The 16,448-nt window shown below is 72.5% G+C and carries 17 protein-coding genes; 12 read left to right on the top strand and 5 right to left on the bottom strand.

The features are described from left to right. A partial coding sequence (locus B7767_RS10090; RefSeq protein ID WP_373408202.1) for an alcohol dehydrogenase catalytic domain-containing protein occupies positions 1–457 on the bottom strand: 457 nt, incomplete at its 3' end. Between the two features lie 138 nt (positions 458–595). Next, positions 596–1,171 carry a helix-turn-helix domain-containing protein gene (locus tag B7767_RS10085; RefSeq protein ID WP_085571893.1) on the bottom strand — a complete coding sequence of 192 codons (576 nt, stop codon included), beginning with the start codon at positions 1,169–1,171 and terminating at the stop codon, positions 596–598. Positions 1,172–1,248: 77 nt separating this feature from the next. On the opposite strand from B7767_RS10085, the gene B7767_RS10080 reads away from it, so the two are divergent. From B7767_RS10080 to B7767_RS10060, 5 genes are all read left to right on the top strand, one after another. Continuing rightward, positions 1,249–2,199 carry an NAD(P)/FAD-dependent oxidoreductase gene (locus B7767_RS10080; RefSeq protein ID WP_085571892.1) on the top strand — a complete coding sequence of 317 codons (951 nt, stop codon included), beginning with the start codon at positions 1,249–1,251 and terminating at the stop codon, positions 2,197–2,199. A gap of 51 nt (positions 2,200–2,250) precedes the next feature. Then, the gene (locus tag B7767_RS10075) at positions 2,251–3,789 is read left to right on the top strand and encodes an ATP-dependent DNA ligase (RefSeq protein WP_085571891.1); all 1,539 of its coding nucleotides are present in this window, start codon (positions 2,251–2,253) and stop codon (positions 3,787–3,789) included. Further along, positions 3,786–4,250 (top strand): NUDIX domain-containing protein, encoded by a 465-nt coding sequence (locus B7767_RS10070; protein WP_085571890.1) that lies wholly within the window; start codon positions 3,786–3,788, stop codon positions 4,248–4,250. The genes B7767_RS10075 and B7767_RS10070 overlap by 4 nt, the downstream gene beginning before the upstream one ends. A 76-nt stretch (positions 4,251–4,326) precedes the next feature. After that, entirely contained in the window at positions 4,327–5,712 is a 1,386-nt protein-coding gene (locus B7767_RS10065) for an NADP-dependent succinic semialdehyde dehydrogenase (RefSeq protein ID WP_085571889.1), read from the top strand. Positions 5,713–5,737: 25 nt separating this feature from the next. Then, positions 5,738–5,974 (top strand): DUF6213 family protein, encoded by a 237-nt coding sequence (locus B7767_RS10060; protein ID WP_073934852.1) that lies wholly within the window; start codon positions 5,738–5,740, stop codon positions 5,972–5,974. Positions 5,975–6,046: 72 nt separating this feature from the next. On the opposite strand, the gene B7767_RS10055 is transcribed toward B7767_RS10060, so the two are convergent. Continuing rightward, positions 6,047–6,703 carry a transcriptional regulator gene (locus tag B7767_RS10055; RefSeq protein ID WP_107485951.1) on the bottom strand — a complete coding sequence of 219 codons (657 nt, stop codon included), beginning with the start codon at positions 6,701–6,703 and terminating at the stop codon, positions 6,047–6,049. 103 nt (positions 6,704–6,806) lie between these two features. After that, complete coding sequence (locus B7767_RS10050) at positions 6,807–8,033, bottom strand: acyl-CoA dehydrogenase family protein (RefSeq protein ID WP_085571887.1); 1,227 nt, start codon at positions 8,031–8,033, stop codon at positions 6,807–6,809. A gap of 173 nt (positions 8,034–8,206) precedes the next feature. On the opposite strand from B7767_RS10050, the gene B7767_RS10045 reads away from it, so the two are divergent. Further along, positions 8,207–8,848, top strand: a complete 642-nt coding sequence (locus tag B7767_RS10045) for a TetR family transcriptional regulator (RefSeq protein ID WP_073934699.1) — start codon at positions 8,207–8,209, stop codon at positions 8,846–8,848. A gap of 89 nt (positions 8,849–8,937) precedes the next feature. Here the strand turns inward: B7767_RS10045 and def are convergent, their stop codons facing one another. Continuing rightward, positions 8,938–9,483, bottom strand: a complete 546-nt coding sequence (def, locus tag B7767_RS10040) for a peptide deformylase (protein ID WP_085571886.1) — start codon at positions 9,481–9,483, stop codon at positions 8,938–8,940. 146 nt (positions 9,484–9,629) lie between these two features. Between def and B7767_RS10035 the strand changes: the two genes are divergently transcribed. The 6 genes from B7767_RS10035 to B7767_RS10010 all read left to right on the top strand — a co-directional run. Further along, positions 9,630–10,868 carry a MurT ligase domain-containing protein gene (locus B7767_RS10035; protein ID WP_030865523.1) on the top strand — a complete coding sequence of 413 codons (1,239 nt, stop codon included), beginning with the start codon at positions 9,630–9,632 and terminating at the stop codon, positions 10,866–10,868. 24 nt (positions 10,869–10,892) lie between these two features. Continuing rightward, complete coding sequence (locus B7767_RS10030) at positions 10,893–11,624, top strand: type 1 glutamine amidotransferase (RefSeq protein WP_073934696.1); 732 nt, start codon at positions 10,893–10,895, stop codon at positions 11,622–11,624. Positions 11,625–11,823: 199 nt separating this feature from the next. Continuing rightward, complete coding sequence (locus B7767_RS10025) at positions 11,824–12,849, top strand: 6-phosphofructokinase (RefSeq protein ID WP_085571885.1); 1,026 nt, start codon at positions 11,824–11,826, stop codon at positions 12,847–12,849. Positions 12,850–13,055: 206 nt separating this feature from the next. Continuing rightward, on the top strand, positions 13,056–14,006 hold the full coding sequence (locus B7767_RS10020; protein ID WP_085571884.1) for a cytochrome c oxidase assembly protein: 951 nt from the start codon (positions 13,056–13,058) through the stop codon (positions 14,004–14,006). Positions 14,007–14,207: 201 nt separating this feature from the next. Further along, positions 14,208–15,467: a PASTA domain-containing protein gene (locus B7767_RS10015; protein ID WP_306297954.1), complete on the top strand. Its 1,260-nt coding sequence runs from the start codon at positions 14,208–14,210 to the stop codon at positions 15,465–15,467. Positions 15,468–15,471: 4 nt separating this feature from the next. Beyond that, positions 15,472–16,448, top strand: a 977-nt coding sequence (locus tag B7767_RS10010) for a serine/threonine-protein kinase (protein WP_256923385.1), incomplete at its 3' end; no start/stop codon positions are given.

The raw sequence follows: 16,448 nt of genomic DNA, 5'->3' as shown, positions 1-16,448 counted from the left end.
CGAGCTGCACGGCCGCGCTGCCGACGCCTCCCGCGGCGGCGTGCACGAGCAGGGTCTCGCCGGCCTCCAGACCGGCCCTGCGGTGCAGGCCGAACCAGCCGGTCTGGTAGCCGATGTGCAGGGCGGCGGCCTCGGCGTCGTCCAGCGCGTCCGGCGCGGGCAGCAGCGCGGCGGCGTCCGCGACGGCGTACTCGGCGAAGCCGCCGTACGGCAGCGCGGGGTTGGCGATCACGCGGCGCCCGTCCTCGGTCTCGCCGCAGATCTCCACGCCCGGGGTGAACGGCAGCGGCGGCCTGACCTGGTACTGGCCCCGGCACATCAGCGCGTCCGGGAAGTTGACGTTGGCGGCGCGCACCTTCAGCAGGACCTGCCCGTCAGCGGGCGCCGGCCGCGCCACCTCCGCGAGACGCATCACCTCGCCCGGCTCGCCGAGCTCGTGCACTTGCCATGCCTGCATGCGGGGCCTCCACGGGAGCGTGAACGTCGTGTTCGCCTGACCGGGTCCACCGCATACTAAGCGGTCGCTTGCCCCCTGGGAAGGGACACCGGGAAGAGACGCCAGGAAGGGGCACCGGATAGGGAACGGTCCCGTCCGTCACCCCCGCTTGGGCCGCGCCCGTACGTGCATCCGCTCCCCCTGCGGCCCGAACAGGCTGAGGAACTCCACGGGCCCCTCCCCCGTCGACCCGAACCAGTGCGGCACCCGCGTGTCGAACTCGGCCGCCTCCCCCGCCGCCAGCACCACGTCGTGCTCGCCGAGCACCAGCCGCAGCCTCCCGGACAGCACGTACAGCCACTCGTAGCCCTCGTGGGTGCGCGGTTCCGGTTCCAGCCGCCGCTTCGGCTCCAGCACCTTGTACGCCTGGAGGCCGCCGGGCTGGCGGGTGAGCGGCCAGTGGGTGCGGCCGTAGCGCACGATCGGCTCGGAGGCCCGGATGCGCGGATCGCCGACCGGCGGCGCGCCGACCAGTTCGTCCAGCGGCACCTGGTGGGCCTGCGCTATCGGCAGCAGCAGTTCCAGACTGGGCTTGCGCAGGCCGGACTCCAGCCGGGAGAGGGTGCTCACGGAGATGCCGGTCGCCTCGGACAGCGCCGCGAGGGTCACCTCCCGCTCCTTCCTGATCCGCCGCAGCCGGGGGCCCACTTCCGCGAGAACGTCGTCCGTAGTCATACCGGTATTGCAGGTTCGGCAAAGTCGTTTGTCAATGCGGCAGTGTCCGGGCGACCGTCGTGGTGGAGGTGGTCACGATGAACGAGACATTCGGAAGCGGGACGTACGACGTGGTCGTCGTCGGAGGCGGGGCGGCGGGACTCTCCGCCGCACTGGTGCTCGGCCGGGCCCGGCGCCGCACCCTGGTCGTCGACGCGGGCGAACCGCGCAACGCGCCCTCGTCGCACATGCAGGGCTATCTGTCCCGGGACGGGATGGCACCGGCCGAGTTCCTGGCGCTGGGCCGGGAGGAGATCGCGCGCTACGGCGTGGAGCTCGTCCGGGACCGGGTCACGGACGTCACCCGGGACGGGGGCGGGGACTTCACCGTCGTGCTCGACGCGGGACCGGCCGTACGGGCCCGGCGGCTGGTCGTCGCCACCGGGCTGAAGGACGGGATGCCGGCGGTTCCCGGGGTCGCCGAGCGGTTCGGGCGGGACGTGCTGCACTGCCCGTTCTGCCACGGCTGGGAGGTGCGCGACGAGCCGTTCGGTGTGCTCGCGTCGAGCGCGATGAGCGTGCACCAGGCGCTGATGGTGTCCCAGTGGTCGAAGGACGTCATCTTCTTCCTGCACGAGGTCGCCGAGGAGGAACTGTCCGACCCGGACCTGCGCCGGCTGGCCGCCGCCGGGGTCGAGGTGGTGCCCGGTGAGGTCGCGGAGCTGGTGGTCGAGGACGACCGGCTCACCGGGGTGCGGCTGGCCGACGGCACCACCCACGCCCGCTCCGTGCTCTTCGTCGGGCCGCGCCCGGCGCCGCAGACGTCCTTGCTGGAGGCGCTGGGCGCCGAGATGAACGAGACCCCGTTCGGCACGTACCCGGTGATCGACCCGACCGGCCTGACCACGGTGCCCGGGGTGTGGGCGGCGGGCAACGCGATCGGCTTCGCCGAGCAGGTGGTGCACGCGGCGAGCGGCGGCTACCGCGCGGCGGCCGCGATCGTCGGGGACCTCCTGATGACCGGCCTGGACGCCGCGGTGAACGGGTAGCCGCCGGACGGCCGGGGTGTGGAGCGCCCGTCTCCGGAGCACTATGACTGCATGCTGCTGTCCCGGCTGGCCCGTGTGTCCCAGGAGGTCGCCGCCGCCTCGGCGCGGTCCCGGAAGATCGATCTGCTCGCCGGACTGTTCCGGGAGGCGGAGGCGGACGACGTGCCGGTCGTCATCCCCTATCTGGCCGGCCGGCTGCCGCAGGGCCGCATCGGGGTCGGCTGGAAGGTGCTGAGCCGTCCGGTCGCCCCCGCCGCCGAGCCGTCCCTGACGGTGCGCGAGGTCGACGCGCTGCTCACCGCGCTCGGCGAGGTGTCCGGTCCGGGATCGCAGGCCGAGCGGGCCCGCCTGGTCGGCGAGCTGTTGGGCGCGTCCACCGAGGACGAGCAGCGGTTCCTGTCCGGGCTGCTCACCGGCGAGGTCCGGCAGGGCGCCCTGGACGCGGTCGCGGTGGAGGGGCTGGCGCGGGCGACGGGGGCGCCGCCGGACGGTGTGCGGCGGGCGGTGATGCTGGCCGGTTCGCTCCAGTCGGTGGCCGAGGCGCTGCTGGCGGACGGCCCCGGGGCGCTGGAGCGGTTCCGGCTGACCGTGGGCCGGCCGGTGCTGCCGATGCTGGCGCACAGCGCCTCCTCGGTCGCGGAGGCGGTGGAGAAGCTGGGGGCCTGCGCGGTCGAGGAGAAGCTGGACGGCATCCGCGTCCAGGTGCACCGCGACGGGGACACCGTGCGCGTGCACACCCGCACCCTCGACGACATCACGAGCCGGCTGCCGGAAGTGACGGCGGCGGCACGGGGGTTGCGGGGCGACCGGTTCATCCTGGACGGGGAGGTCATCTCCTTCGGCGAGGACGGCCGCCCCCGCTCGTTCCAGGAGACCGCCGGACGGGTCGGCTCCCGGGTGGACGTGACCACGGCCGCACGGGAGGTCCCCGTCTCCCCCGTCTTCTTCGACGCGCTCTCCGTCGACGGCCGCGATCTGCTGGACCTGCCGTTCACCGAGCGCCACGCGGAGCTGGCCCGGCTGGTTCCGGAGCCCATGCGGGTGCGGCGCACCCTGGTGTCGGGGCCCGGGGACCTGGGCGCGGCGGAGGGGTTCCTCGCCGAGACGCTGGAGCGCGGCCACGAGGGCGTCGTGGCCAAGGGCCTGGACGCCCCCTACAGCGCGGGCCGGCGCGGCGCGTCCTGGCTGAAGGTCAAGCCCGTCCACACGCTCGACCTGGTGGTGCTGGCCGCCGAGTGGGGCCACGGCCGCCGCACCGGGAAGCTCTCCAACCTGCACCTGGGCGCCCGCACCGCCGACGGCGGCTTCGCCATGCTCGGCAAGACCTTCAAGGGCCTGACCGACACGATGCTGGCCTGGCAGACCGAGCGGCTGCGGGAGCTGGCGGTCGACGAGAGCGGACACGTCGTGACGGTGCGCCCCGAACTCGTCGTGGAGATCGCCTACGACGGCCTCCAGCGCTCCACCCGCTACCCGGCCGGCGTCGCCCTCCGGTTCGCCCGCGTGATCCGCTACCGCGAGGACAAGCACCCCGAGGAGGCGGACACGGTCGAGGCCCTGCTCGCCGCACACCCCGGGGTACGGCCGTGAGGGGCGCCCGGAGCGCCGGGCTGCTGTTGTTCCGGCGCACCGGTCAGGGCGTCGAGGTGTTGCTCGGTCATATGGGTGGCCCGTTCTTCGCCCGGCGGGAGACCGGGGCGTGGACCGTGCCGAAGGGCGAGTACGACCCCGGCGAGCCGGCCTGGGAGGCGGCGCGGCGCGAGTTCCGGGAGGAGCTGGGGCTGCCGCCGCCGGACGGGGAGGCGCTGCCGCTCGGGGAGGTCCGGCAGTCCGGCGGGAAGACCGTCACGGCCTGGGCGGTCGAGGCCGACCTCGACCCGGTGACGGTCGTCCCCGGCACGTTCGAGATGGAGTGGCCGCCGAGGTCGGGGCGGGTCCGGGAGTTCCCGGAGCTGGACCGGGTGGCGTGGTTCCCCCTGGACCGGGCCCGCGAGGTGATCGTCGGCGCGCAGACCGCGTTTCTCGACCGCCTGGCGGAGCACTCGCCCTGAGGAGACCTCCCGCGTTGCGCCGCCCACCACCGCGCGGGAAGGTCGAGAAGCACAGCCCGCCCCAGGGAGGTCAGCGATGCACATCGCCACGGTGAACCCGGCGAACGGCGAGACGGTCAAGACGTACCACCCCATGGACGAGGAGGAGATCGGGCACCGGATCCAGCTCGCGGAGGCCACGTTCCGGACGTACCGGACGACGACCTTCGAGGAGCGTGCCCGTCTGATGCACCGGGCCGCCGAGATCCTCGACGAGGACCAGGAGTCCATCGGCCGGGTGATCACCACGGAGATGGGCAAGCCGGTCAGGCAGGCCCGCGCGGAGGCCGCGAAGTGCGCCAAGGCGATGCACTGGTACGCCGACCACGCGGCGGAACTCCTCGCCGACGAGGAGCCCGACGCCTCCGACGTGAAGGACTCCGGCGCCTCCCGGGTCCTGGTGCGCTACCGGCCGCTCGGCCCGGTGCTCGCCGTGATGCCGTGGAACTTCCCGCTGTGGCAGGTGGTGCGGTTCGCCGCGCCCGCGCTGATGGCGGGCAACGTGGGCCTGCTCAAGCACGCCTCGAACGTGCCGCAGACCGCCCTGTACCTGGAGGACCTGTTCCACCGCGCGGGCTTCACCGAGGGCTGCTTCCAGACCCTGCTCATCGGCTCCGCCGCGGTCGACGACATCCTGCGGGACGAGCGGGTGAAGGCGGCCACCCTCACCGGCAGCGAGCCCGCGGGCCGCGCGGTCGCCTCCACCGCCGGGGAGATGATCAAGAAGACGGTGCTGGAGCTGGGCGGCAGCGACCCGTACGTGGTCATGCCCTCCGCCGACCTGGACCGGGCCGCCGAGATCGCGGTCACCGCGCGGACGCAGAACACGGGGCAGTCCTGCATCGCCGCCAAGCGGTTCATCGTGCACACGGACGTCTACGACGCTTTCGCCGAACGCTTCGTCGCGGGCATGAAGGCGCTGAAGGTCGGCGACCCGATGGACGAGGAGACCGACGTCGGCCCCCTCTCCAGCGAGAAGGGCCGCAGCGACCTGGAGGAACTGGTCGGCGACGCCGTACGCGCGGGCGCCACCGTGCTGTGCGGCGGCGAGCGCCCCGACGGACCCGGCTGGTTCTACCCGCCGACCGTCCTGGCCGGCATCGGCCGGGAGATGCGCATCCACCGCGAGGAGGCCTTCGGCCCGGTCGCCACGCTGTACCGCGCGGCGGACATCGACGAGGCGGTCCTGATCGCCAACGACACCGACTTCGGGCTGAGTTCCAACGTCTGGACCCGCGACGAGGCCGAGGTCGACCGGTTCGTACGGGATCTGGAGGCTGGCAGTGTGTACGTGAACGGGATGACGGCGTCCCATCCGGCGTTCCCGTTCGGCGGGGTGAAGCGGTCGGGGTACGGGCGTGAGCTGTCCGGGCACGGAATCCGCGAGTTCTGCAACATCACCACGGTTTGGCAGGGTGCGTGATGTCCGCGCGGTTACGATCCCGACTGTGAACCGCGAAGTGACTCTGCCTCTGATCGTCGACGACCGCGGGACCCTCCAGGTTTCCGCCGCCGATGTCAGCAAGCTGCTGCGTACGGTGGGTGGGCGGTGGGTCCGGCTCGTCGAGGCGGGGGAGGACGGGCTCGACGAGGACACGGTGGCCGCGTTGACCATCGAGCTCGCGAAGCTCGCCGACCGGATCGACGTCGCGTGCATCGCCCACAGCAGTGGGGGCGCGTCATAGCCGGGCGCGGGTGCGTCGTGGCCGATCGCGCCCACGCGGTGGGGCCGCACGTCGAAACGGCCCCGCGCCCCTTCAGGCGTGCCGCGCCAACGCCGTCCAGAACATCGCCTCGTACGCCTGGAGCAGGCGGGCGTGCTCGTGGGCGCGGTTCTCGTCCAGGCGGCCCTCGTCCAGAGCTGACCGGACCGCCTCGGTGGCCATGCGGTCCAGGTCGGGGGACGGCTCCGCGAAGAAGTCGAAGAAGGCGCAGGACCCGTCCGTGAAGCCGTAGTGGGTGCGCAGGGCCTTCGCGATCGTCGCGCAGTAGCCGCCCCAGGCCGAGAAGTTCGCCGTCAGGGCCAGGACCGCGTCGGACGGGTTCGCGTTGAGGGCCAGCCAGGCGACGTACGCGGGGTAGGACTGGCAGCCCGGCAGGGGGGCGTACGCGTTCGCCCGGGTCTCGTCCACGCCGCACGCGGTCGTGAACGCCTCCAGGTGTTCCGCCGCCAGGTTCTCGCCCTCGGCCAGGGCGGTGAAGTACGCGGCCGACTTCGGGTCGGCCCGTTCCGCCAGGTGCAGGAAGGCACGGCGGTCCGCCGGGATCACCCGGCGCTGTTCCAGGGCGAGCGCGGCCAGGACGGCCCGGTCGGCCTCGCCGCGGGCGATCAGGGGGACCAGGGGGTTGGACCCCGGGTCGGGGGCGAGTTCCCCGGTGGTCGTCTCCAGCAGTTCCCGGGCGGTGCGGGTCATCGCGTCCTCCGTCGCGTCGGTCACGCACGAGCCTTTCCCGGGAGCGGGGCAGGGGTAACCCGGCGGTGCCGTCCGCACCGCCGGGTCGTCCGGGTGGCCGGCCTCAGCGGATGGGCATGCCCGACAGGGTGCGGGCGATCACCAGGCGCTGGATCTCGCTCGTGCCCTCGAAGATGGTGTAGATCGCTGCGTCGCGGTGCATGCGCTCCACCGGGTACTCGCGGGTGTAGCCGTTGCCGCCGAGGATCTGTATGGCCTGGGCGGTGACCTTCTTGGCCGTCTCGCTGGCGAACAGCTTGGACATCGAGCCCTCGGCCGCCGTGAACGGCTTGCCGTTGATCGCCATCCAGGAGGCGCGCCACACCAGCAGGCGGGCGGCGTCGATCTGGGTGCGCATGTCGGCGAGCTGGAAGGCGACGCCCTGGTTGTCGATGATCGGACGGCCGAACTGCTCGCGCGTGGTCGCGTAGTCGAGGGCGACCTCGTACGCCGCGCGGGCGGTGCCCACCGCCATGGCGCCGACGGCGGGGCGGGAGGCCTCGAAGGTGGCCATCGCGGCGTTCTTCACGCGCTCACCGCCCTGCTTCGCCTTCTCGCGGGCGCGGGCGAGGCGCTCGTCCAGCTTCTCCTTGCCCCCGAGCAGGCAGGAGCCGGGGACGCGCACGTCGTCCAGGATGACCTCGGCGGTGTGCGAGGCGCGGATGCCGTGCTTCTTGAACTTCTGGCCCTGGGAGCAGCCGGGGGTGCCGGGCGGGATGATGAAGGAGGCGTGGCCCTTGGAGCCGAGGTCCGGGTCGACGACCGCGACCACGACGTGCACGTTGGCGATGCCGCCGTTGGTCGCCCAGGTCTTGGTGCCGTTGATCACCCACTCGTCCTTGGCCTCGTCGTACACCGCGCGGGTGCGCATCGAGGCCACGTCGGAGCCGGCGTCGGGCTCGGAGGAGCAGAACGCGGCGACCTTGACGTCGTTGGCGTCGCCGTACATCTGGGGGATCCAGGTGCCGATCTGCTCCTCGGTGCCGTTGGCGAGGACGCCGACGGCGGCCAGGCCGGTGCCGACGATCGACAGGGCGATGCCGGCGTCGCCCCAGAAGAGCTCCTCCATGGCCATGGGGATGCCGAGGCCGGTCGCGTCGAAGTACTGCTGGGCGTAGAAGTCCAGGGAGTAGATGCCGACCTTGGCGGCCTCCTGGATGACCGGCCAGGGGGTCTCCTCACGCTCGTCCCATTCGGCGGCCGCGGGGCGGATCACATCGGCGGCGAAGCCGTGCAGCCAGTCCCGCACCTCCTTCTGTTCGTCGTTGAGCTCCATGGTGAACTCGGCCATGTCCCCTCCAGCGGCGACGCATGTGCGTGTTACTTGCGGTAACCTCGAGTCTGTTACCGGTGGGTAGGGAAAGTCAACTCCCCAGGGCCGGTCGGCATCCCGTTCGATGACCGGATCGCCTTCAGTGTTAGTTTGCGCAGGCGTCACCGAATCAGCACGGGTGGGGAGAGCTCATGAACACCACGCAGCGGACCGATCAGCAGCGGTCCGCCGACCGACGCCGGCGCGAACTGCTGGAGGCCGCCGACCGGGTGGTGCTGCGCGACGGCCCGGGGGCCTCGATGAACGCGATCGCCGCCGAGGCGGGCATCACCAAGCCGATCCTCTACCGGCACTTCGGTGACAAGGGAGGACTCTACGCCGCCCTGGCCAAACGGCACACCGACGCACTGCTGGACTCGCTGCGGGCCGCCCTGGACGCCCCGGCGGACCGGCGCGAACGGGTCGAGGCCACCCTGGACACCTACCTCTCGGCGATCGAGGCACGGCCCCAGGTGTACCGGTTCCTGATGCACCCGGCGGAGGAGTCGCAGAGCGACCAGGGCTTCGACGTCGGCAAGCACTCGGCGCCGCTGCTGCGCCGGATGGGCGAGGAGCTGGCCCAGGTCATCGGGGAACGGCTGGACCTCGGGCCGGACGGTCAGCGGCTGGCCCGGGTGTGGGGGCACGGCATCGTCGGCATGATGCACGCGGCCGGCGACTGGTGGCTGGGCGAACGGCCCTGCTCACGGGCGGAGTTGGTGCGCAGTCTGGCCGATCTGCTGTGGGGGCGCCTCGCGGCGGCGGGGGACAAGGTCGGGGGGCCGGGGTTCTGATCCTCACAGGTCGTGCGGGGGTCGTGTGCGGCCGGTCGCACCCGCGCGGCGGAGCCGCGCCCCGACGCGGCCCCGCGTCCCCGAGGCGTTCAGTCCGCCCTGCGCCAGGAGGCCCGGGCCACCTGGCGCATCAGTTTCCGGTGGCGCCGGCCCGTCAGGCGGTCGGCGTAGATCCGGCCCTCCAGATGGTCGCACTCGTGCTGCAGGCACCGGGCGAAGAAACCCGTGCCGTGGACGGTGACCGGCTCGCCGGCCACCGTGAAGCCCTCGACGACCGCGTGGTCGTACCGCTCCGTCCCCGCCTCCAGGCCGGGCAGGGACAGACAGCCCTCGGGGCCGCGCACCACCACCCCGTCCGTCTCCACCAGCCGCGGGTTCACCACGTGACCCAGGTGCCGGACGTCCTCGTCGTCCGGACAGTCGTAGACGAACACCCTGAGCGGCTCGCCGATCTGGTTGGCGGCCAGGCCCACGCCCTGCGCCGCGTACATCGTGGCGAACAAGTCGTCCACCAGGCGTGCGAGTTCCGGACCGAAGCCGGTGACCTCCCGGCAGGGCGCGTGCAGCACCGGGTCGCCGAGCAGGGTGAGGGGCCGTACACGTCCGTGGACGCCGGGGATGGAGCCTTGTCGCATGCCCGTCAGAGTACGGTCCTCCCAGCAACGCCCGTCTCACGATGGTGCCGCGGTTCTGGAGTGCGAACGGATCTCGATAGGCTGAGGTCTCACCACGTGGCCGTCAGGCACAGACGCGGCGCGTACGCAAGGAGGATCGAGAACTGATGGCAGGCAACTCGGACCCGCTCACGCCGCGGGCCAAGCTGGCCGTGACCGCCGGCAAGGCGGTCGCAGCGGCATCCCGCGCCGCCGGGCGCGGCAGCGGTTCGGTGATCGGCGGCCGGGTGGCACTCAAACTCGACCCCGATCTCCTCGCCCGGCTCGCGCAGCACCTGGACGTGACCCTGGTCTCGGCGACCAACGGCAAGACCACCACCACCCGGCTCATCGCCGAGGCCCTCAAGGCCGCCGGCCCGGTCGTCTCCAACGCGCTCGGCGCCAACATGCCGGCCGGCATCACCTCGGCGCTGGCCGGCGGCTCGGACGCCAGGTTCGGCGTCATCGAGGTCGACGAGAAGTACCTCGCGGGCGTCGCCCGGGACACCGACCCCAAGTGCATCGCACTGCTCAACCTCTCCCGCGACCAGCTCGACCGCGCCGCCGAGACGCGGATGCTCGCGGAGAACTGGCGCGAGGGCCTGGCCGGCTCCAAGGCCGTGATCGTCGCCAACGCCGACGACCCGCTGGTGGTGTGGGCCGCGTCCTCCTCCCCCAACGTGATCTGGGTCGCCGCCGGCCAGATGTGGAAGGACGACGCCTGGTCCTGCCCGTCCTGCGGCGGTGTGATGCAGCGCCCGGGCGACGACTGGTTCTGCAGCGAGTGCGGCTTCCGCCGGCCGACGCCGAGCTGGGCGCTCTCCGGCGACCACGTGCTCGACCCGCACGGCTCCGCCTGGCCGATCCACCTCCAGCTGCCGGGCCGCGCCAACAAGGCCAACGCCGCGAGCTCCGCGGCCGTCGCCGCCGTCTTCGGGGTGCCGCCGCAGGTCGCCCTGGAGCGCATGTACCAGGTGCAGGCCGTGGCCGGCCGCTACGACGTGGTCCAGTTCGAGGGCCGTGATCTGCGGCTGCTGCTCGCCAAGAACCCCGCGGGCTGGCTGGAGACGTTCTCGCTGATCGACCCGCCGCCCACCCCGGTGATCCTCTCGGTGAACGCGCGCGGCGCCGACGGCACCGACACCTCCTGGCTGTGGGACGTCGACTACACCCGGCTGACCGGCCACCCGATCTGCGTCATCGGCGACCGGAAGCTGGACCTCGCGGTGCGCCTGGAGGTCGCGAACCAGCAGTTCCAGGTCTGCGAGAACCTCGACCAGGCGGTGCAGCTGTGCCCGCCGGGCCGGATCGAGGTCATCGCCAACTACACCGCGTTCCAGGACCTGCGCCGCCGCGTCGGCAACTGACAACGACACCCCAGGGGACTTGAAGTGAGCGACAACCAGCTGCGGGTCGTGTGGATCTACCCGGACCTGCTCAGCACCTACGGCGACCAGGGCAACGTCCTCGTCGTGGAGCGCCGGGCGCGGCAGCGCGGCCTGGACGTGGCGCGGCTCGACGTGCGCAGCGACCAGCCGATCCCGACCTCCGGTGACATCTACCTGATCGGCGGCGGCGAGGACCGTCCGCAGCGGCTGGCCGCCGAGCGGCTGCGCCGGGACGGCGGTCTGCAGCGGGCGGTGGGGAACGGCGCGATCGTCTTCTCGGTCTGCGCCGGCTACCAGATCCTCGGCCACGAGTTCATCAACGACCTCGGCCAGCGCGAGCCCGGTCTCGGCCTGCTCGACGTGGTCTCGGTACGCGGTGAGGGTGCCCGGTGCGTGGGCGACGTGCTGGGGGACGTCAACCCGCAGCTGGGCCTGCCCCCGCTGACCGGGTTCGAGAACCACCAGGGCGTCACCCACCTGGGTCCCTCGGCCCGCCCGCTCGCCCAGGTGCGCTTCGGCAACGGCAACGGCACCGGGGACGGCACGGAGGGCGCGTTCAACGAGACCGTCTTCGGCACGTACATGCACGGTCCGGTGCTGGCCCGCAACCCGCAGATCGCGGACCTGCTGCTGAAGCTGGCGCTCGACGTCAACGCGCTGCCGCCGACCGACGACCGCTGGTACGAGGCGCTGCGCGGCGAGCGCATCGCGGCGGCGCAGCAGCAGCCCGCGTGAGTCTCCGTCCGCCTGCGGACGGCCCCCTGTCACCCCGGCGCGACCGGCCCGTCTGGCGGCTGGTCCGCACAGGTGAGCGGGGTCGTCCAGCAGGCGGACGCCAGGTGCGGCCCCGCCCCCCGGAGCGGCTAGGGTGGCGGAGATCGAGCCGGACAACGCGGTCCGGTCCCGGCCCACTTCGAGAAGGTTGTTTCGGGCTATGCGCATTGGTGTCCTCACGTCCGGCGGCGACTGCCCCGGCCTGAACGCCGTCATCCGGTCCGTCGTGCACCGTGCCGTCGTCGACCACGGCGACGAGGTCATCGGCTTCCGGGACGGCTGGAAGGGCCTCCTGGAGTGCGACTACCTCAAGCTCGACCTCGACGCCGTGAGCGGCATCCTCACCCGCGGCGGCACCATCCTCGGCTCCTCCCGGGTCCGTCCCGAGCATCTGCGGGACGGCGTGGAGCGGGCCAAGGGGCACGTCCGGGAGCTCGGCCTCGACGCGATCATCCCGATCGGCGGTGAGGGCACGCTGAAGGCGGCCCGGCTGCTGTCGGACAACGGCCTGCCGATAGTGGGCGTGCCGAAGACCATCGACAACGACATCGCCGTCACCGACGTCACCTTCGGCTTCGACACGGCCGTCGGCGTGGCGACCGAGGCCCTGGACCGGCTGAAGACCACCGCCGAGTCGCACCAGCGGGTGCTGATCGTCGAGGTCATGGGCCGGCACACGGGCTGGATCGCGCTGCACTCCGGCATGGCGGCCGGCGCGCACGCCGTCGTCGTACCCGAACGGCCCTTCGACATCGACGAGCTGACCGCGAAGGTCGGCGCGCGGTTCTCGGCCGGCAAGCGGTTCGCGATCGTGGTCGCCGCGGAGGGGGCCAAGCCGAAGGCCGGGACCATGGACTTCGACGAGGGCGGCAAGGACGTCTACGGCCACGAGCGGTTCGCCGGCATCGCGCGGCAGCTCTCCCTGGAGCTGGAGTCTCGGCTCGGCAAGGAGGCGCGGCCGGTGATCCTCGGGCATGTGCAGCGCGGGGGGACGCCCACGGCGTACGACCGGGTGCTGGCCACGCGGTTCGGGTGGCACGCGGTGGAGGCGGTGCACCGGGGGGAGTTCGGACGGATGACCGCGCTGCGGGGGACGGACATCGTGATGGTCCCGCTCGCCGAGGCGGTCGAGACGCTGAAGACGGTGCCGGAGGAACGCTACGCGGAAGCGGAGTGTGTTCTCTGAGTGCAGGGTCCGGCCCGGTCCGTGAGGTGAGTCGCGGAGCGCGGGCCGTGAGTGGTTGATCGCGCCCACGCCGCGGAGCCGCACGTCGATACGGCCCCGCGCCCCTTCGGGGCGCTCCACCGCCCCCGGTGACATGAGTCGCCGGGGGCGGTTCTACTCTGGTGCGGACAGACTGCGTACAACCCCCACGAAACAGGAGCCGGTGGATGGATCACGGCGGGCACGGCATGACCATGGATCTGCCGCCGTTCACGCTGGGGCGAGGGCTCGGCTGGTCGGCGGACCCCTTCTTCCTCGTCGCCTGCCTGCTGGGGCTGGCGCTGTACGGCTGGGGTGTGGCCCGGCTGGTGCGGCGCGGTGACAAGTGGCCGGTGGGGCGGACCGTCGCGTTCGTCGTCGGTGTGCTGAGCATCGGGCTCATGATGTGCACCAGGCTGAACGACTACGGCATGGTCATGTTCAGCGTGCACATGGTGCAGCACATGGTGATCAGCATGGTGTCGCCGATCCTGATCCTGCTCGGCGCCCCGATCACCCTGGCCCTGCGCGCGCTGCCGCCGGCCGGGCGGGGCCGGAAGGGGCCGCGCGAGCTGCTGCTGATGCTGCTGCACAGCCGCTACATGCGGGTCGTCACCCACCCGGTGTTCACCATCCCCCTGTTCATCGCGAGCCTGTACGGCCTGTACTTCACCCCGCTGTTCGACTTCCTGATGGGCTCCAAGGTGGGGCACATCGCGATGATGGTGCACTTCCTCGCCGTCGGCCTGGTCTTCTTCTGGCCGATCATGGGGGTGGACCCGGGGCCGCACCGGCCGGGGTATCTGATGCGGATGCTGGAGCTGTTCGCGGGCATGCCGTTCCACGCGTTCTTCGGCATCGCGCTGATGATGGCGTCGACGCCGATGGTCACGACCTTCGAGAACCCGCCCGGCTCGCTCGCCGTCGACGCGCTGTCGGACCAGAACGCGGCCGGCGGTATCGCCTGGGCGTTCAGTGAGGTCCCCTCCGTGCTGGTGCTGCTCGCGCTGCTGTTCCAGTGGTACGCCTCGGACCAGCGGCAGGCCAGGCGCGAGGACCGTGCCGCCGACCGGGACGGGGACAAGGAACTCGAGGCGTACAACGCCTACCTGGCCTCACTGAACGCACGCGGGAACTGAGTTCACCGTCTCCCCGGTCCCCTTGAACGGGGATTTTCCACCGGTAGCATGAATGCGTCGGGGGAACCGCAGGGGGGAGCGGTGATGGCACTTCGCGCGTTCACGCTCAGGGCGGGGAAAGCGGTGGTTCGGAAGATCGCCGTCCTGTCGTTATTACTTCTTTTCGCCAGTGGGTGCGATTCGAGCGCACCTTTGTTCGACGTGAAGGCGGTGGCCGCGGGGGCCGCCTCCCTGGCGCCGTTCTTCGACGAGCGCAGTGGACTCGGGCGGGACGCCGACGTGCGGTCGCGGCCCGCTCACGGCGGCCTTCAGCAGGGGGACACGCCCGGTCTGTACGGGGGCACCGACGAGGCGGCGATCTGCGACGTCGAGCATTTGAAGCGGTATCTCGCCGAGCCGCGCAACGACCGCAAGGCACGTGCCTGGGCCGGGGCGCTGGATCTCCGTACGGACGGGATACCGGAGTATCTCGACGGGCTCACCCCCGTTCTCCTGCGTCACGACACTCTGGTGCGGAACCACGACTACGAAAAGGGAAAAGCTGTTCCCTTCGACGCACTGCTTCAGGCGGGAATCGCGATTCTGGTCGACGAGCAGGGGACGCCGGCGGTGAAGTGCTCGTGCGGAAATCCGCTGCGGCCCTTCGAGGGGGACAAGAACAGGATTTCCGTCTCGTTCGACGACGGAAACGAACAGTGGAAGGGGTACGACCGTTCCGAGGTCGTGGTCGTACGGCCCGCGTCCCACGAACTGGAGCGGATCGCCCTCGTCGACGTGGAGGACCCCGACCGGGGCATCGAGCGTCCCGTGGGGACGACGGGCGAGGAGGACACCGCCTTCGACACGAGGAGGCGGCAGGCGGTGCCGTCCCTCATCGGCACCACGTTCGGTGAGGCGGGCCGACGGCTGGCCGGACGGGGGCTGGCGGTCGCGTACGACGGGGAGGGCGTGCCGCCGGACGGTGCACGGGTCACGGCGTCCGATCCGGCCGCCGGGGCCGAGCTGCGGTTCGGGACGCACGTCACGCTGAGCGTGGTGAAGGACCGGAGTCCGGCCGGTGGCGGGACCACTCCCCCGGACCCGGAGTCGTCGCGGCCGACGACGAGTCCCGCATCCCCGTCCTCGCCGTCCTCCCCCTCATCCCCGTCCTCGCCATCCGCGCCGTCCTCCGGCCCGTCGAGGTCCGAGCGGCCGGCGTCGCCGAGCGGGACGCCAAAAGCCCCGTCCACGCCGGCCGACTCGGCACCGCCGCCTCCGCCGGGCATCCCGTCCGGCCCACCGCCCTCCACGCGCTCCGCGCCTCCGGAAACCCCCGGGACCACCTCCGCGCCTCCCCGCACCACTCCCCCGCCGCCCACCGGCGGACCCGCGAGCGGCGCTCCGGCCACGAGCGCGCCCGCCACCCCCGAAGCACCCACCACGAGCGCCCCCGCCGAGCGCCCCCGCCGGACCCGGGAGTGACCGGATGTCCTCATCACCGACGTCGGGAGTGGGCCGGGTCATCGCCGGCCGCTATCTGCTGCTGCGCCGGCTGGGCAGCGGCGGCATGGGGCACGTCTGGCTCGCCCACGACCAGCGACTCGCGTGCGAGGTCGCGCTGAAGGAGATCGTGTTCGGCGACCCGGCCGAGCCCGGCCAGGAGCGGGAGGCCCGGGTCGCCCGGGCGCGCGCCGAGGCCCGGCACGCGGCCGGTCTGCGCGGTCACCCCCATGTGGTGACCGTGCACGACGTGCTGGAGCACGAGGGGCTGCCGTGGATCGTCATGGAGTACGTGGCGGGCGCCGTCGATCTGCGGGAGCTGCTCGCCCGGAGCGGTCCGCCCGCCCCCGCCGAGTGCGCCCGGATCGGGCTGGCCGTGCTGGACGCGCTGACCGCCGGGCACGAGCGGGGCGTGATGCACCGGGACGTGAAACCGGCGAACATCCTGCTGGCACCGGACCGCACCGGATCGCCGTACGGACGGGTGCTGCTCACCGACTACGGCATCTCGGTGCGGCCGGACACCGGGGAGACGCGGTACACGATGGCGTCCGCGCTGGTCGGCACGGCGGGCTACCTGGCGCCGGAGCGGGCCACCGGCGGTCCGCCCACCCCCGCGGCCGACCTGTTCTCGCTGGGCTGCACGCTCTACCACGCGGTGGAGGGGCGCGGTCCCTTCGACCGGGAGTCCCCGCTGGCCTCGGTCACCGCCGCGGTCATGGAGGACCCGCGTCCACCGGTGCGGGCGGGCGCGCTGGAGCCGGTGCTGCGAGGGCTGCTCACCAAGGATCCGGACCTGCGGGCGACGGCGCGGGAGGTGGAGGCCGAACTGGCGCGGATCGTGACGCCCCGGACGGAGGCGTACGCGCGGACGCGGACGGACCTCGGCTCCCAGCCGCCCTGGGCCGCCTCCGCGCACCCGGCGCCCGAGGCGGGCGCACGGGGCCCCGCCGCCACCGGCAC

This window comes from Streptomyces sp. 13-12-16, from assembly GCF_002114215.1.
Lineage (GTDB): Bacteria > Actinomycetota > Actinomycetes > Streptomycetales > Streptomycetaceae > Streptomyces.
The sequence above is the reverse complement of the archived record's forward strand: the minus strand, read 5'-3'. Positions and strand labels throughout refer to the sequence as shown.

Excerpts from the sequence above, each read along its gene's own strand:
- B7767_RS10065 (WP_085571889.1), top strand. The coding sequence starts at position 4,327 with ATGCACATCGCCACGGTGAACCCGGCGAACGGCGAGACGGTCAAGACG.
- B7767_RS10050 (WP_085571887.1), bottom strand. The coding sequence starts at position 8,033 with ATGGCCGAGTTCACCATGGAGCTCAACGACGAACAGAAGGAGGTGCGG.
- def (WP_085571886.1), bottom strand. The coding sequence starts at position 9,483 with ATGCGACAAGGCTCCATCCCCGGCGTCCACGGACGTGTACGGCCCCTC.
- B7767_RS10085 (WP_085571893.1), bottom strand. The coding sequence starts at position 1,171 with ATGACTACGGACGACGTTCTCGCGGAAGTGGGCCCCCGGCTGCGGCGG.
- B7767_RS10045 (WP_073934699.1), top strand. The coding sequence starts at position 8,207 with ATGAACACCACGCAGCGGACCGATCAGCAGCGGTCCGCCGACCGACGC.
- B7767_RS10020 (WP_085571884.1), top strand. The coding sequence starts at position 13,056 with ATGGATCACGGCGGGCACGGCATGACCATGGATCTGCCGCCGTTCACG.
- B7767_RS10080 (WP_085571892.1), top strand. The coding sequence starts at position 1,249 with ATGAACGAGACATTCGGAAGCGGGACGTACGACGTGGTCGTCGTCGGA.
- B7767_RS10055 (WP_107485951.1), bottom strand. The coding sequence starts at position 6,703 with ATGACCCGCACCGCCCGGGAACTGCTGGAGACGACCACCGGGGAACTC.
- B7767_RS10025 (WP_085571885.1), top strand. The coding sequence starts at position 11,824 with ATGCGCATTGGTGTCCTCACGTCCGGCGGCGACTGCCCCGGCCTGAAC.
- B7767_RS10035 (WP_030865523.1), top strand. The coding sequence starts at position 9,630 with ATGGCAGGCAACTCGGACCCGCTCACGCCGCGGGCCAAGCTGGCCGTG.
- B7767_RS10075 (WP_085571891.1), top strand. The coding sequence starts at position 2,251 with ATGCTGCTGTCCCGGCTGGCCCGTGTGTCCCAGGAGGTCGCCGCCGCC.